Source organism: Terrimonas ferruginea DSM 30193 (assembly GCF_000425585.1).
Lineage (GTDB): Bacteria > Bacteroidota > Bacteroidia > Chitinophagales > Chitinophagaceae > Terrimonas > Terrimonas ferruginea.
In genome coordinates this window covers 320,623-336,560 of record NZ_KE384398.1, presented here as the reverse complement: position 1 = coordinate 336,560, position 15,938 = coordinate 320,623, and the positions used below count along the sequence as shown (strand labels likewise).

The 15,938-nt window shown below is 49.2% G+C and carries 12 protein-coding genes; 8 read left to right on the top strand and 4 right to left on the bottom strand.

Annotation, left to right across the window (positions count from 1 at the left end; genetic code table 11):
* Nucleotides 1-47: 47 nt before the first annotated feature.
* The 8 genes from H608_RS0113570 to porN all read left to right on the top strand — a co-directional run bounded on the left by H608_RS0113570 (nt 48) and on the right by porN (nt 10,925).
* Nucleotides 48-1,850 carry a POTRA domain-containing protein gene (locus tag H608_RS0113570; RefSeq protein ID WP_162142881.1) on the top strand — a complete coding sequence of 601 codons (1,803 nt, stop codon included), beginning with the start codon at nt 48-50 and terminating at the stop codon, nt 1,848-1,850.
* 36 nt (nt 1,851-1,886) lie between these two features.
* A complete protein-coding gene (locus H608_RS22350; protein ID WP_162142880.1) occupies nt 1,887-2,843 on the top strand; it encodes a DUF4271 domain-containing protein in 957 nt (318 codons plus the stop codon).
* 37 nt (nt 2,844-2,880) lie between these two features.
* Nucleotides 2,881-3,687, top strand: coding sequence for a uroporphyrinogen-III synthase (locus tag H608_RS0113560; protein ID WP_028788154.1), 807 nt, complete (start codon nt 2,881-2,883; stop codon nt 3,685-3,687).
* Between the two features lie 165 nt (nt 3,688-3,852).
* Complete coding sequence (locus tag H608_RS0113555) at nt 3,853-5,901, top strand: thioredoxin domain-containing protein (RefSeq protein WP_028788153.1); 2,049 nt, start codon at nt 3,853-3,855, stop codon at nt 5,899-5,901.
* Between the two features lie 158 nt (nt 5,902-6,059).
* Entirely contained in the window at nt 6,060-7,358 is a 1,299-nt protein-coding gene (gene porK, locus H608_RS0113550) for a T9SS ring complex lipoprotein PorK/GldK (protein ID WP_038008431.1), read from the top strand.
* Nucleotides 7,359-7,501: 143 nt separating this feature from the next.
* Entirely contained in the window at nt 7,502-8,281 is a 780-nt protein-coding gene (gene porL, locus H608_RS0113545; RefSeq protein WP_028788151.1) for a type IX secretion system motor protein PorL/GldL, read from the top strand.
* Nucleotides 8,282-8,344: 63 nt separating this feature from the next.
* Complete coding sequence (gene porM, locus H608_RS0113540; protein WP_028788150.1) at nt 8,345-9,883, top strand: type IX secretion system motor protein PorM/GldM; 1,539 nt, start codon at nt 8,345-8,347, stop codon at nt 9,881-9,883.
* Between the two features lie 19 nt (nt 9,884-9,902).
* Nucleotides 9,903-10,925 carry a type IX secretion system ring subunit PorN/GldN gene (porN, locus tag H608_RS0113535; protein ID WP_028788149.1) on the top strand — a complete coding sequence of 341 codons (1,023 nt, stop codon included), beginning with the start codon at nt 9,903-9,905 and terminating at the stop codon, nt 10,923-10,925.
* Between the two features lie 214 nt (nt 10,926-11,139).
* On the opposite strand, the gene uvrC is transcribed toward porN, so the two are convergent.
* Genes uvrC through H608_RS0113515 form a run of 4 tightly spaced genes read right to left on the bottom strand, consistent with a single transcriptional unit; the run spans nt 11,140 to nt 15,685 of the window.
* Nucleotides 11,140-12,969: an excinuclease ABC subunit UvrC gene (gene uvrC, locus H608_RS0113530; protein ID WP_028788148.1), complete on the bottom strand. Its 1,830-nt coding sequence runs from the start codon at nt 12,967-12,969 to the stop codon at nt 11,140-11,142.
* On the bottom strand, nt 12,966-13,547 hold the full coding sequence (locus tag H608_RS0113525; protein WP_028788147.1) for a hypothetical protein: 582 nt from the start codon (nt 13,545-13,547) through the stop codon (nt 12,966-12,968). Before H608_RS0113525 ends, uvrC begins: the two co-directional genes overlap by 4 nt.
* A gap of 32 nt (nt 13,548-13,579) precedes the next feature.
* Nucleotides 13,580-15,082 carry a hypothetical protein gene (locus H608_RS0113520; protein ID WP_155990171.1) on the bottom strand — a complete coding sequence of 501 codons (1,503 nt, stop codon included), beginning with the start codon at nt 15,080-15,082 and terminating at the stop codon, nt 13,580-13,582.
* A gap of 21 nt (nt 15,083-15,103) precedes the next feature.
* Complete coding sequence (locus H608_RS0113515; RefSeq protein ID WP_028788145.1) at nt 15,104-15,685, bottom strand: RNA polymerase sigma factor; 582 nt, start codon at nt 15,683-15,685, stop codon at nt 15,104-15,106.
* Nucleotides 15,686-15,938 lie beyond the last annotated feature (253 nt).

The following is a 15,938-nucleotide window of genomic DNA, read 5'->3' as shown; positions in this document are numbered from 1 at the left end:
TGAAACCGATTGTTTGTGGATTAATACTATTATTGCCGGAGAATAGCATGACAAAGGTACGACACCTTCTTACCGCAGTTTTGTTTTTATTGTCGGGACTCAGGTCATCGGCCCAGGATCGTTATTCACTGACGCTGAGAGCTGTGGACTACGATGAAAAGGCATTGCAGCAGATTTTGCAGCCGCCCGGTACATTCGACAACCGCCTGTTGTGCGTTGAATATGTCAACGGATTACCGGATCGCCTGCGTGGCCGCGGTTACGTTACCGCCTCTCTCGATACCGCGCGTTTTGATTCACTGGGTGCTTATGCGGTGATTTATATCGGCAAACCTTACCGCTGGGCAAAACTCGATGCCGATGGTGTGGAACCCGCGCTGCTGGCGGCCGGCGGCTGGCGCGAACAACAATACCGCGACAAACCCATCGACTTCAACCAGGTGAGCATGCTGCAGCAACGCATCCTGAATTACCTGGAAAACAACGGCCATCCTTTTGCAAAAGTGTCGCTGGAAAATCTTCAACTGAATGATGACGCCATTTCGGCGCGGTTAAAAGTAGACAAAGGACCGTTGTACCGCGTAGACAGTATCGAGATCAAAGGCAATGCAAAAGTATCCAACGAATACCTGCAGCGCTACCTCGATCTGCGCAACGGCAGCACTTATAGTAAAGAAAAGCTGCAACGCATCAGCGGTCTACTCCGCGAACTCACTTATGTGGAAGAAGAATTTCCGCCACGCATCCTGTGGCGCAGCAGCGGCGCAACGATCGAAGTATACCTGAAACAAAAACGCAGCAGCCAGGCAAGCCTGATTGTCGGCTTTTTGCCCAACAACGATCAGCTTTCCTCCAAAAAATTACTGATCACGGGCGAAGGCAACCTGAATTTAAAAAATGCATTGGGCGCCGGAGAAACGATCGGACTGATATGGCAGCAATTGCAGGTAAAATCACAGCGGCTGAACATCGTTTACCAGCATCCCTACCTGTTCCGTTCGCCGATAGGACTGGATTTCGGGTTCGATATGTTCCGCAAAGACAGCAGTTTTCTGAACGTCAACTTCCAGATCGGCGCGCAATACATCCTCAACACGCAGCAATCGGGAAAGCTGTTCCTGCAAAGATTTCAAACGGTGGTCAACGGCATCGACCTCAATTATGTACTGCAAAACCGCCGGCTGCCGGAAGCGGCAGATGTATCGGTGACCAATGTGGGACTGGAATATGAAAGCAACACCACCAACTACCGGTTCAATCCGGTGCGGGGAAGTGAAATAAAAATGGTCACCACCATCGGGAATAAAAAGATCAAACAGAACAATGCGGTGCTGGAGCTGAAAGACCCCAACGATCCGGACTTTGACTTCAAAAAAATCTACGATACGCTGAAAGCAAAAACCTACCAGGTGCGTGTGCGGCTGCAGGCGGCGCATTATTTCCCCCTCAGTAAAAAAGGCCTGAGCACCCTGAAAGTGGGGGCGCAGGGCGGTTATCTGCAAAGTGGCTATCTGTTCCGCAATGAGCTTTTCCAGATCGGTGGTTACAAATTGCTGCGCGGTTTTGATGAAGAAAGCCAGTACCTCTCACAATATGGCATCGGCACGGTGGAATACCGATATCTAATAGGGGAGAACTCCTTCTTCTATGGATTTGTCGACGGCGGCTGGGGACGCAATCACAGTCAGAATGTAAAAGAAACGCATACTTATCTCGGTGCGGGATTAGGCATCGCGTTTGAAACGAAAGTGGGCATCTTCAACCTGGCCTGGGCGGTGGGCAAAAGAGATGACACGGACTTTAATCTTCGTCAATCAAAGATTCATTTTGGGTTTGTCAGCTTTTTCTAAAACGGCGCCTTTATTTTTGCAACATAAATCGTGGTATTGAACCGAATTTTCCTCTTGTGCATTTTTGGGCTCTTCTCGTTGGTAGTATCCGGACAACAGCCGGACTCACTATCCCGCGCCAGTGCGGCAAGTGCGCAGGCGGATAGCATCAATGCAGCGCGGGCAGACAGTCTGCAGAAATATTCGGGCCGGAATCCGTTGCCCGTAAAAAAACATTCGGCGGCCACGCCATCGTGGACTACACAGGAGGGTGTACCGTTGCCTTTACAAATCCTGTCGCACCAGCCATACTTTGGCTTTGCCGGTGAGCCGGTAATCAGTCAATCGAGGGAACGAAAAGTGGATGACCGCGACCTGTTGTTTTATGTACTGACGGGTGTGGTGCTGTTGTTTGCGTTGCTTAAACAGGTATTTGGAAAATACCTGGCGGATCTGCGTCGTTTGTTTTTCCGGTCTACGCTCAAGCAGCGTCAATTGCGCGAGCAATTATTGCAAACACCACTGCCATCCTTGCTGTTCAATATCTTTTTCTTCATAACGGGCGGACTTTACCTCGCTTTTCTGTTTACGCACCTGGAGCTGGATCTGCCGGACACAGGATTCTGGTTGCTGGCGCTCTATGGTTTTGGGGCACTGGCGGCTATCTACCTGGTCAAATACATCGGTCTGAAACTGATCGGCTGGTTGTTTCGCATGACACCACTGACCGATGCGTATGTGTTTGTGGTGTTCATGGTGAACAAGGCGCTGGGCATATTCCTGCTGCCGTTTTTGTGGCTCGTGAGTTATGCCTCGGGCGAATTGCAGACGGTTGCCTGGTCAATTTCCTGGGTTGGTATCGGTTTATTGTTATTGTATCGTTACATATTAGGATGGGGAGCCGTCCGTAATCAGGTCAGCTTCAGGCTTTTTCATTTTGTATTGTACCTGCTGGCCTTTGAAGTGGCCCCCCTGCTGCTCATCTATAAAGTGGTACTATCAGTATTTAAGTAGAAAGGTGTACCTTTGCACCCAAATTCAGCCACACTTCATGGTAAAGAACGGGGTCACCAAGGCCGATACAAAGGCCAAAACAACACAACAGATACTGATCACCCAGCCGAGACCGGAAAGCGAGAAATCGCCGTATTTTGAGCTGGAAAGAAAGTATAATGTAAAACTGGCATTCCAACCATTTATCCGGCTGGAAGGGATTCCGGCCCGCGATTTCCGCAAGCAAAAGATCGACATTGCTTCTTATACTGCGGTAATCTTCACCAGCCGCAACGCCATCGATCACTTCTTCCGCACCTGCGAGGAAATGAAAGTGAGCGTTTCGCAGGATACCAAGTATTTCTGTATCACCGAAGCGGTGGCACTTTATCTCCAGAAATTCATCCTCTACCGCAAACGCAAGGTTTTCTACGGCGCCGACGGTTCCAACAAAAGCATGTTCGAGGTAGTGAACAAACACAAGGGAAATGAAAAATTCCTGTATGTATGTTCCGAAAACCAGCAGGACAATGACATTGTGAACTGGCTGAAGAGCAACAATTGTGAATTTGCGCTGGCATTTATGTACCGTACCCAAAGCAATGACGTGAAAGAGCTGTTGACCAAGACAGATTTCGACGTCATTTGTTTTTTTACCCCCAGCGGTATCAAAAGTCTTTTTGACAACGTACCCGAGTACAAACAGAACGGAACGGTGATCGGCGCATTTGGCAGCAATACGAGCCGCGCTGCCGAAGAAGCCGGCCTGAGCCTCGAGATCGTAGCGCCGCACCCCAAAAGCCCCAGTATGGTTTCCGCACTGGATCAGTACCTCGCGTCGACGACTGTAAAGAAGAAGAGTTAAACAGCCGTTATAAGTTTTAAGTAATAGGTTATAAGTTTTTTCATGGTTCGTGTATACACGAACCATGGCTTTTTATTGACGATTCACGATTCACCATTGACGATTCCTCACTTCTTTTTTTTGAATTTTGAATTTTGCCTTTTGAATTTTGAGGAACTTTGAGGGATGCACGCTCATACCAACCATCTCGTACACGAAACAAGCCCCTATCTCTTACAACATGCCCACAACCCGGTAGACTGGTATCCCTGGAGCCCGGAAGCGCTGGAAAAAGCACGGAAGGAAGACAAACCCATACTGGTAAGTATCGGCTATGCCGCCTGCCACTGGTGTCATGTGATGGAACGTGAAAGTTTCGAAGATCCGGCCGTAGCAGTGCTGATGAATGAACACTTCGTCAACATCAAAATCGACCGCGAAGAACGGCCCGATCTCGATCACATTTACATGGATGCCGTGCAGGCCATGACCGGCAGCGGCGGATGGCCGCTCAACGTATTTCTGACGCCGGAAGGAAAACCCTTTTACGGCGGCACTTATTTTCCCCCCAGACGGGCCTTTAACCGCTCCTCCTGGACGGAAACGCTCACAGGCATTTACCAGGCCTTTACTGAGCGCCGAGAAGAGATCGAAGCCCAGGCCGGCAATATGATCGCCCATCTCGAGCAGGCCAACCAATTCGGCCGCAGCAACCGCACGGAAGCACCGGTGCGAATGGAAGAAGTGGCCGCCAACCTGTTGCGCACCGCCGACAAGGAATGGGGCGGATTCGGCCGGGCACCCAAATTTCCCCAGACATTTGTGATCCGCTTCCTGCTTTGCTACGGCCGCCGCAATGACAAGGAAGGACTCGAAGCCGAGGCGCTGCAACAGGCGTTGCTCAGTCTCGACCGGATGATCGAAGGCGGTATCTACGACCAGATCGGGGGCGGCTTTGCCCGCTATGCCACGGATACCGAATGGCTGATCCCCCATTTTGAAAAAATGCTTTACGACAATGCGCTGCTGCTGACGGTGATCAGCGAGGCGGCGCAACTGACCGGCAGCGCTCGATACCAGGAGGTGATCCATGAAACAATGGGATTCGTAAAACGTGAATTGCTGTCGCCCGAGGGCGGGTTCTATGCGGCCCTGGACGCCGACAGCGAAGGAGAAGAAGGACGTTACTATGTGTGGAATAAAAAAGAGGTGGAAGAAACGCTGGGAGAGAAGGCCGCGCTGTTTTGTGAATACTACGACATAACGGAGCAGGGTAACTGGGAGGAAAAGAACATCCTGCGTGTACAGGAGCCCGATCTGGCGTCTTTTGCCCGGTTGAGAGGGATTGATGCCGCCGGGTTAAAACAAACGCTGCAGGAAGGCCGGGAGCGCCTGCTGGCAGCCCGGGAAAAAAGAATCAGACCTTTACTCGACGACAAAATAATCCTGGGGTGGAACGCGTTGATGAATACGGCATGCAGCCGCGCATTCCGCGCAACCGGCCGGGAAGAATACCGGAACCTGGCTATCCGGAACATGGAGTTTTTACTGAAGGCATTCAGGGATGCGGAAGAAGGCCGGTTATTGCATACGTGGAAAAACGGGAAAGCAAAATACCCGGCATTCCTGGACGATTACGCTTTCCTGATTGAATCGTTGCTGCAATTACAGGAAATCACGGCCGACACGCGCTGGCTGAAGGAAGCGGCGCAACTGACGGATCATGTGTGGGAACATTTTGGGGATGAAGAAGGCCCGCTTTTCTATTATACGCCTGATTACCAGACCGATATTATTTTACGGAAAAAAGAGATCTATGACGGAGCGGTGCCGTCCGGTAATTCGGTAATGGCCACTAACCTGTACCGGCTGGGCATTTACTATGATGCATTGCCCTGGCGGGATCGTGCGGAAAAGATGGTGGAGAGCCTTTCCGGCGTGGTCGGACGATATGCGGGGTCCTTTGCTAACTGGGCGGGTTTGTTACAGGAGTGGGCCGGAGGGACCCAGGAAATTGTGGTAATTGGTCCGGAAAAAGAGATATATGAGAAAATATTATATGAGTATGTGCCGCATGGATTGATGCTTTATTCACCGGTTGAAAACCAGGAATTTGCCCTGACGAAAGGGAAAAAACCAGGTCAAAAAACAAATATTTATCTGTGCAAAAATTTTGCCTGTCGCGAGCCGGTGGAGCAGGTAAAACAGCTTATGACGTTGATTAACAGTGCGTAAGAGGTGTAAGATAATTTTCTGTTAAATACAATAATCTGCATCAGGATTCGTTAGATAAATTACGCCGTAAAACAACCTTTGACTGTAAAAAAATAAATTGTAACCTTGTGCGCTTGAATAAACCAAAATATTATATTTGCCCAATACCCTTTAAGTGTATGAAAATGAAAAACCCTAACTACGCTATCGTTGCGGCTATGAGCATTTTGATGCTGGCGAGCTGTAAATCGGGAAAAAACAAAGGCGGCTCTTTACCGAACGACGGTCAGGTGCATGGCATCGCGGCCGGCAGCAGGTATTCTTTGCCGAAGCCTCCGGGAATGGTTTACATCCCGCAAGGTTCCTTCCACATGGGCCCCAGTGATGAGGACCCTGCTTTTGCGTTCAGTGCCCGTAACCGTGCTGTTTCAATCAGCGGTTTCTGGATGGATGCTACTGAAGTCACCAACATGGAGTACCGCCAGTTTGTTTACTGGGTACGTGACTCCGTTGCTGCCCGCAAGCTCGGCTATGTGAAAGCTGGTGCTGACGGCGATGAAGCAGTTGACTGGCAGAAGATGAAGACGTTCAAGTGGAACGATCCTAAAAACGTTGAGGCCCTTGCTAGTACCGACATGATCCTCTCTCCTGAGGACCGTATCTTCGGAAAAAAAGAAGTGGATGTCAACCAACTGGTTTACCACTCCGAAATCTTCGACCTCAAAGAAGCGGCCAAGCGTGAGAACGCTAAAAGACCCCGCAAAGATTTCATCGAAAAGAAAGACGTTCGTATCTATCCTGATAGCCTCGTGTGGATCCGCGACTTCGCGTATTCTTACAACGAGCCGATGACAAAACGTTACTTCTCTCACCCCGCATTTGACAACTATCCTGTAGTAGGCGTAAGCTGGAAACAGGCAACTGCTTTCTGCGAGTGGAGAACGCACTACCTCAATTCATTCCTGATCGGCAAGAACCGCGTACAGGAGTCTGACTTCCGCCTGCCGACCGAAGCGCAGTGGGAATATGCAGCCCGCGGCGGACGCTCTCAGTCTATGTTCCCCTGGGGTAGCTACTATCTCCGCAACAAGAAAGGATGTCTGCTGGCCAACTTCAAGCCTGGCCGTGGTAACTATCCTGAAGACGGAGGTTTCTACACGGTGCGTGCCGATGCTTACTGGCCCAATGATTACGGTCTGTATTGCATGTCAGGTAACGTAGCAGAATGGACTTCTTCTATCTATTACGAAGGTCGTAACAACTTCCAGCACGATATGAACCCCGATGTACGCTGGAATGCAAAAGACGACGATCCCCCCCTCATGAAACGCAAGATCATCCGTGGCGGAAGCTGGAAAGATGTAGGTTATTACCTGCAAACAGGTACCAGTACGTACGAATACCAGGATTCAGCAAAATCGTATGTCGGTTTCCGTTGTGTGATCGATCTGCCAGCTGCTTCCGGTCGCCGCAGATAAGACTCCACCAAATTGACTACTTATCGCATCTAAACTTAATAATAGCAGGGAAGGTTGACGATCAACCTCAGCCTTCCCTGCTTTAGTTTTACCAATTCCTAATTATCAACACAAAACAACTCTCGTTTTAAAACTGACTCTTTATGGCAGCAGCTATTCCTACCAAAGTAAGCAAATACGTTGACGTAGCCGTTTCATTTGGTGCATCACTGGTTATCTGGGGTGCGCTGAGAAAAATCACGCACGCTCCCGACGCAGACACATGGCTCTGGATCGGTCTTACCATTGAAGCCGCAATCTTCGCGCTGTATGGTATCCTTTACCTGATCTATCCCGCACTGCCCGATGCGTCTCATTCCGAAGAACTGACTGTAGCAGGCGAAGTAATCAAACCCGCTAAAGGTGGCGCACTGGCCGCTATGGACAAAGCACTGATCGAAGCACACGTAACTCCTGAAACACTGAACCGTCTCGGCGACAACTTCAAAAAATTGAACGAGACTATCGGTAATATGAACAATATCTCTGACGTGGTAGCTGCTACAGGCGACTACACCGCTAAAACCCGCGAAGTAACCGGCGCACTCGACAAAGTGAAAGACGCTTATGTTACGGCTGCCGGTTCTGTTGGTGCTTTCAACCAGGCTACTGAAGGCGCGAAAGTATTCCACGACCAGGTACAGGTACTCACTAAAAACCTTTCTTCGCTGAATACTATTTATGAGTTGGAACTGCAGGAAAGCAACAACCACCTGAAAGCGTTGAACTCTTTCTATGGTAAACTTTCTGAAGCTTCTGCCACTATGCTCAACAGCGCTGAAGACGCTAAGAAAGTACAGGAGCAGATCGGATCGCTGGCTACCAACCTCGGCCGTCTGAATAATATCTACGGTAATATGCTGACTGCTATGCAGGGTAAATAAGGTCAAAGCATACCAACTAACTTGTAAATAATAATTCCTTAAGAAAAAACTATTTGACCTGATATGGCACTACCTAAAGAGCCGCGGCAGAAGATGATCAACATCATGTACCTGGTGTTGACTGCGATGTTGGCCATCAACATCTCAGCCGAGATCCTCAATGCCTTTAAAACGGTTAATACAAGTCTCGAAACGACTAATACAACAATCCACGCTTCTACCAATACGATCATGTCGTCATTGGAGGAGAAATCTAAAAAAGAAGAAACCCGCGAAAAAGCGACTATCTGGTTGGCCAAAGCTCAACAAGCTACCAGCCTGACCAAATCGCTGTATGATTATATCAACGGACTGAAGTCAGAGATCATTAAAAATGCAGGCGGCGACCCTAACGATCCTACCAAGCCTTTTAACATGGAAAGCCAGGGTATTGCTACCAAGATCATGATTGAAGGCGGAAAAGGTAAGGAACTGCAAAAGCGCCTTGGGGATTATAAGGCTGCTTTGCTGGCGATCGACCCCGCGGTAAGGAAAGAAATTGAAAATGACATCCAAATCAACCTGGAAACGCCTAAAAGCCAGGATGGTAAAGTACGTGCATGGGACATCACTTATTTCAACATGGTGCCTACCATCGCGAGTCTGACTATTCTCAGCAAATTCCAGAACGATATCAAAACGTCTGAGAACAAGGTAGTTGCTTACTACCACGCTCAGGTTGGTAAAGTAGAAGTGGTATTTGACTCTTACGCAGCAATCGTAGGTCAGAACTCCAACTACCTGATGCCCGGCCAGGAACTGGAAATCACTGCCGGTGTAGGTGCGTTCAGCAAAAAAGCACAACCAACCATTTCTATCGGTGGCAGCAACGTTTCAATCGGTGAAGACGGTTCCGCCCACTACAAAACTGCTGGTGGCGGTATCGGTCAACATACTATTCCCGTAAAAATTACGTTCTTTAACCAGTATACCAACAAGCAGGAGACTATTGACAAGACCATTACTTACACAGTAGGTCAGGCCAACGCCTCTATTGCCCTGGATAAAATGAACGTTCTTTACATAGGTGTGGACAACCCCGTAAGCATCGCGGCAAGCGGTGGCGGCGACGACAAGGTTCAGGCTACCATCACAGGTGGTGGCGGATCACTGACCCGCGTTGGTCCCGGCAAATACGTAGCCCGTGTGGGTTCTGTAACCGACGACTGCCGTATCACGGTGTCTGTTGACGGTAAAGTGGCTGGCGCTTCGCAGTTCCGCGTAAGAACCATCCCACGTGCCCAGGCTTATGTAGGTGGTTATGAGAGTGGTGCCAACATTCCTGCAGGAGCTTTCCGCGCTCAGCAAGGTGTAGGTGCCGGTATCAAGGATTTCCCCTTCGAACTCTCTTACACTGTTACATCATTCACCTTCTCTGTTGATACTGACGACGGAGACGTTGCAACAGCTACTTGTCAGGGTAATACGTTCAGTGCTGCTGCGCGTTCACACATCAACGCCCAGGTGAAATCCGGTAAGATCGTAACCATCGATAATATCCGTGTACAGGGACCAGACGGTCGTGGTTCAAATGCGCCGTCGCTTGTATATTATATCAAGTAAGAAATTGTAAAAAGTGACTATGAAATACTCTATTGGGAAAAAATGTTTGTTCGTACTGCTGGCAGTGCTCGCCATCTCTGAGGCTGATGCACAGCGTACCGGCAGAAGACGTAACAACAATACCCAGCAGCCCGCCGGCAACCAGCAGGAGCAGCAGCAGACGAATGACACCCGTCCGCCCTCCAACTACGATCCCTATGGTGGTATCCCCATCGTGGTAGATTCTTCCGGTGTATCTGATACCGCTGTCAAAAAATCACTGCGCAATGAAAATGCGTTCGATAAATCCAATCTGACAGCACGTACCCCTTTGCCTTACGAACACCTGCGCTGGGATGATGCCCTTTTTGCAGAAAAAGTATGGCGCGAACTGGATCTGCGCGAGAAGATGAACCAAACCTTCCGCTACCAGGCCCAGGACGATAACGGAAGCCAGGTCTTCATCGATATGCTCCTCAGAGCGGTGGCCACCGGCGAGGTTACAGCCTTTGCCGATGAGCGCTTCACTACTCCGATGACCCCCGCCGAAGTTGCCCAGCTGACCGTAGGTTCTGCTGATACGGTGCCCGTTTACGACGTTAACGACATCAACAAAATCGTTCGCTATACCGTAACACGCGCCACGTTTGATGCAAATACCGTTACCAAGCTGCGTATCAAGGAAGAGTGGGTATTTGACCGCGAGGCCAGCCGCTATTTCTGCCGCATCCTGGGTATCTCTCCGCTCGTAACCAAATACATTGGTAATACCGGGAAAGAACTGGGTAGCTCTCCGATGTTCTGGATCTATTATCCTGATCTGCGTCCGATCCTGGCACGTATGGAAGTATACAACCCTAAAAACATGGGCCAAAGCCGGATGACATGGGAAGAACTGTTTGAAAGCCGTATGTTCAGCAGCTATATCATTAAGTCTAGCCTGGACAACCCATCCAACCGTATGATCAAACAGTACCAGAAAAATCAAATCCTTGCCCTGCTGGAAGGAGAAGATATCAAAGAGAAACTGTTCAACTTCGAACAAGATCTGTGGGAATACTGATCAATGTTTGAACCTTGGAAAAGTATAGAAAAAAGCCACGCTGAAGCGTGGCTTTTTTCATGATAAGTAGCTATAAATAAATGATTTCAAAAAATATAAAAAAAGCAGGGCAACTCTAGGAATATACCAAAAAATGTCTATCTTCGTCTTGGTTTTTCATAGGATATTGGATTTTAAAAACGGGGCTGGATTTCTATCCTGGCCCCACTTTTTTTTATAAGCCTTTCCGCTTTTCCGTATCCTGCTCACCCGCACCAAAATAGTCAACAACCAGTTTCGCTTTCGCAGGTCCGACCACCACAGCCAGTTCCTCCAATGTTTTCTCCCTGATATTTTTTACCGAACGGAAGGTTTTCAGCAACATATCTGCAGTGGATTTACCGATGCCGGTAATGTCTTCCAGTTCATTTTTAAACGTTCCTTTACTGCGTTTCTGCCGGTGAAAAGTGATACCAAAACGGTGCACTTCGTCACGTATACGACGTACCAGGCGCAATTCTTCGCTGTTATAAGGCAGCCGTATCGATTCGGAATCGCCGGGAAAAAACAATTCTTCTTCGTTCTTCGCTAATCCCGCCATCGTGGTCATGTGCATGGCATTCAATTCCTGCATCGCTTCCACAGCCGCACCTAATTGTCCTTTACCACCGTCAATAATCACAAACTGCGGGAATGGCTGTCCTTCCTCTAATAAGCGTTTATAACGCCGGTAAACAGCTTCTTTCATCGTGGCAAAGTCGTTGATGCCCTCCACCGTTTTTACATTGAAATGGCGGTAGTCTTTTTTACTCGGCTCGCCATTTTTAAAACACACCATAGCCGACACGGGATAGCTGCCATGAAAGTTGGAGTTATCAAAACATTCAATGTGCAAAGGCAATTGCGGCAATTGCAGATCGCGCTGAAGATTTTCCAACACACGGATTTTATCGGTATTGCGCGACAGTTTTAACCGCTCTTTGTTCCTGATTTCCTCGATGTAATAATCCACATTCTTCGCCGCCAGCTCCAGCAGTTTTTTATTATCGCCCGCTTTGGGCACCGTCACTATCACCGCGGGATCAGGATATTCTATCGTAAACGGAACGATAATCTCCGTGGCGTCGCTTTTGAAGGTATCACGCAATTGGGCCACACTGAATTCCAGGATTTCCGATTCCGGTTCATCGAGATGTGTTTCTACTTTGTTCGTCTGGGTCTGCACAATCGTACCATTGCGGATCATCAGGTAGTTAACGTAAGCGATGTCTTTTTCCTTCGTAATGGCAAATACATCTTTGTCACCACCGCGCGCACTGATTACCACGGAGCGCGATTGATATCCCTCAAGGTATTCGATCTTTTTCCGGACCAGCTCGGCTTTTTCAAATTCGAGATTGCCGGCGTGTACTTTCATTTCGTCGCGGAAATGACGGATCACCGGCGCCAGGTTGCCTTTCAGTAAGGCTTTTAAACGTACCAGGTTGGCCGCATAATCAACTTCACTCTGGTGCCCTTCACAAGGTCCTTTGCAGTTGCCAAGGTGATATTCGAGGCAAACCTTGAATTTCTTTTTGGCAATATTGGCCGTAGATAAGTTGAGGGTGCAGGTGCGTAAAGGAATGGTTTGACGCGTGAACTCCAGCAGCTCTCTTACTCTTTTTACCGAGGTAAAAGGACCGAGATATTCGGAGCCGTCTTCTACCACCTGACGCGTCAGGTAAACACGGGGAAACGGCTCTTTGCGAATGACGATATACGGATAGGTTTTATCGTCCTTGAGATTGATATTATAACGCGGCTGAAACTGTTTGATCAGCGAGTTTTCCAGCAGGAAGGCATCCTGTTCGGAGTTGACAATGGTGAACTCGATACGTTCGATGCGCTGGACAAGCTCGTGCGTTTTGTAGGAAGTAAATGTTTTGGAGAAATAAGATCCCACGCGCTTGCGCAGGTCCTTGGCTTTTCCCACGTAAATGATATCGCCTGCCTGGTCAAAATATTTATAAATGCCTGGCTGATGGGGTATGGTACCGGCAATATGCGAGAATTGTTCTGCTGTCATGGTGTATCATTCCACGCTACTTTGGTGATCGTGGTTTTTTCAGGTTGGCCGGGCAGTTGAAGGATCTTCGTGATTTGGAAATTTTTCCCAACCATCCAGAGCATCCGCTTCTGCACCGTACTGTCTTTTGTGCTGTTCCAGGTATCAATAAAAATGCCGGTTACTTTATCGCCGTTGACCTGATCCGGTTGTATGATCACTTCCTGTTTCAATATTCCGTCTTTGTTCTCGCCGTTGGCGGTATAGGTCATGATCACTTTATTGATGGTCTCATCGTACCGGCGCGACTCTGTATAATCGTCTTCATATTTCGTTGAAAAGATATCCGGTATTTCCAGGAAGTCTTTGGCTTCTTCGCGGAATTGCTGACGGGGGATATAAAAGGTATCGATATGTGTACTGTCGTAAAAAACAGTTTTTACAATACTGTGCATCGAACTGTCCATCGCTTTCGCCTCGCTTAGCAGGTAACCAAGTATGGGGAAGTTCTTGTCCTCCGGCTTGCGCTCTTTTTTGCTTTTACAGGATGTTCCCAGCAGGATAACTGCCAGGCAGGCGATGGTCACTTGTTTTGTCATGTTGCAAAATTAACACAAAACAAGGTTGCTGCTTAAGGATCGATCAGGGAGATGCCGACTTTCAGGCCGAAGTCGAAAAGATTTTCTTTGACCGGGTATTTGTTCTGGAAGCTGGACAGCATCTGGTAGCGGATCTGCGGACCCACCTGCCAGCGTGTATTGCCTGTATTGAATCCGGCAAATACTTCGAAACTGGTGTTGAAGTTGAGGCGGCGGATCAGCCAGGGCACTTCCGCATAGTTTTTATAGTCGCTGGAAATAAGATACGCTCTGTCGCTGATCACATAGGTCGGTTGTACCGTGCCGATGACGCCGAGGTGTCTGCGCTCCGTTCCCAGCAGGCGATATTCCAGCCCGATCGGGGCGGAGACGGACAGGTAGAAGTTTTTCAGCCAGTCGCTACGGTAGCCGCTGTAATTGCTGTAGTAGGTCCAGGTAGACACTACATTGTTCCCTGAGCCGTTGCTCACGTCAATATTGGCCATGTCACCGGAGTAGGCGAAGGCTTTGATGTCGTAGCGGTTCACGTTGAACTGCAGCGCTCCGCGCAGTTTTATTTTAGAGGAAATAGGATAACGCGCCGCTACGCCCAGTTCCAGGCCGAGATCGGGTTTATGTGTCACGGCCGCATTTACATCGTTGGGCTGTGCGGCCTGCGGGATGGTGTTGGGGTCAAATGACTCGGGATTATAAGATTTGTTCTCGCTGAGTTTGCGGTAGCTGATCGACGGAGTAAAGTATAACTGCCATTGCACTTTACGGGCATTGCGGTCGCGTTGGAAGGTGCTGATCACACTTTCGATGGTCGGCAACAGTGAGCGGTCGTCGGCCCAGGTAGCAGGGGTTTTGGTGGCCACGGCGGGTTGTTCCTGCAATACCAGGTCTGCCTGTTCTGCCGGATCACGCTGATCGGTCACCAGCACCGGAATTTCGGGCGTAAGTGTAGCCGGTGGATTGATAACGCGGCGCGGCGTGATGGCGCGTACAATCGCCTGTGGTGCGCTTACAGGCTGTATGGCCAGCGCGGCTGCAGGGGTTTCCTGTTGTGCGGGTTCATGTACCAGTTGGCGTGCGCGGCTGATAATGGTTTGTGCCGTGGCAATAAGTGTAGCTTCAGCTATGGAAAGCGTAGGGCGTTTGGGCGCGGTTTCAAAAGCGGCAACCGGCGTTTCTCCGCCCAGGTCCCATGTCTTGCGTACGACCGGAGGTGCTGTTACGGGATCCGTTTGTGTCGAAAGGGAAATGAATTGACGCGGATTGGCTTCACCGTTGTCGGGAGAAACCGGATTATCGTGGTTGACAAAAGCTGTTGTTGTTCCGAGATTGCGATCGACGGGGTAAGAGAGCATCACGAGTGTGACGGCGGTAACCGTAAACAGGAGTAACAATACCAGTCCCAGACCATACCAGCGGCGGCGGGTATGCACGGTAGCCTGAATGCCACGCCATACTTTCTCCGATGGCAACATCCGGTACTGATCTGCCTGCTCGCGCAAGAGCCTTTCAAAATCACTATTGTTACTATAACTCTCCATAACCAGTTTGCTGACGATGGGTTAGCGGAGACTGACAGCAGCCAGCCAATCGGTATCCTGTTTTGGTTTTTGCATAATCTTTTTCTTCACGAGTATGTCTTCCAGCATGGCCTTTGCCCTGGTGTACTGGCTACGGCTGGTGCTTTCTTCTATGTTGAGCAGGTCTGAGATCTCCCGGTGACTATAACCTTCGATCGCGTAGAGGTTGAGAACGGTACGGTAGCCGATAGGCAACATGCGTATGCACTCTACTACTTGTTTAGCCTGCACAATGGCCGGTACTGAATCCTCGCGGATATAGATACCGGTAGCATGGATGATATCCACGCTTTCATTGAACTTCTTGTTTTTCTTGAGAATGTTGATACAGGTATGAACGACTATCCGGCGTATCCAGCCTTCAAATGCTCCCCTGTTCTCAAATGTGTGGATTTGTAAAAAGACTTTGATGAAGCCTTCCTGCAACATATCCTCTGCATCCTCCCGGTTGTGAGCGAAGCGATAACAAACTGCCAGCATCTTAGCACTGTACCGGTTGTACAGTTCCCGCTGGGCGGCAGCATCGCTATTCAAACAACCTCTTAAAATGGCTTCCTCTGTCATAAACGACTATGGTTGCCTGTAAGGTAAGACATTTTTTCAAATAGAATGCTGCACGGACAGGTAGTTTTCCGCATATTTCGGGTAGAAGCCCGCGTCAGAAGGGGTAAGGCGTAAGGTTTAGGGCGTAAGGGGTAAGGGGTAAGGCGTAAGGTAATAGGTTATAGGTAAACAGCCGTATCAAGATCCCTGAGGTTCCCCAAGGGCCGAATACGGCTGCTTCACTTATAATTCACGATTGACGATTCACCATTGA

Coding starts and splice junctions, on each gene's coding strand:
- H608_RS0113555 (WP_028788153.1), top strand. CDS start 3,853: ATGCACGCTCATACCAACCATCTCGTACACGAAACAAGCCCCTATCTC.
- porM (WP_028788150.1), top strand. CDS start 8,345: ATGGCACTACCTAAAGAGCCGCGGCAGAAGATGATCAACATCATGTAC.
- H608_RS0113515 (WP_028788145.1), bottom strand. CDS start 15,685: ATGACAGAGGAAGCCATTTTAAGAGGTTGTTTGAATAGCGATGCTGCC.
- porK (WP_038008431.1), top strand. CDS start 6,060: ATGAAAATGAAAAACCCTAACTACGCTATCGTTGCGGCTATGAGCATT.
- H608_RS0113570 (WP_162142881.1), top strand. CDS start 48: ATGACAAAGGTACGACACCTTCTTACCGCAGTTTTGTTTTTATTGTCG.
- uvrC (WP_028788148.1), bottom strand. CDS start 12,969: ATGACAGCAGAACAATTCTCGCATATTGCCGGTACCATACCCCATCAG.
- porL (WP_028788151.1), top strand. CDS start 7,502: ATGGCAGCAGCTATTCCTACCAAAGTAAGCAAATACGTTGACGTAGCC.
- porN (WP_028788149.1), top strand. CDS start 9,903: ATGAAATACTCTATTGGGAAAAAATGTTTGTTCGTACTGCTGGCAGTG.
- H608_RS0113525 (WP_028788147.1), bottom strand. CDS start 13,547: ATGACAAAACAAGTGACCATCGCCTGCCTGGCAGTTATCCTGCTGGGA.
- H608_RS0113520 (WP_155990171.1), bottom strand. CDS start 15,082: ATGGAGAGTTATAGTAACAATAGTGATTTTGAAAGGCTCTTGCGCGAG.
- H608_RS0113560 (WP_028788154.1), top strand. CDS start 2,881: ATGGTAAAGAACGGGGTCACCAAGGCCGATACAAAGGCCAAAACAACA.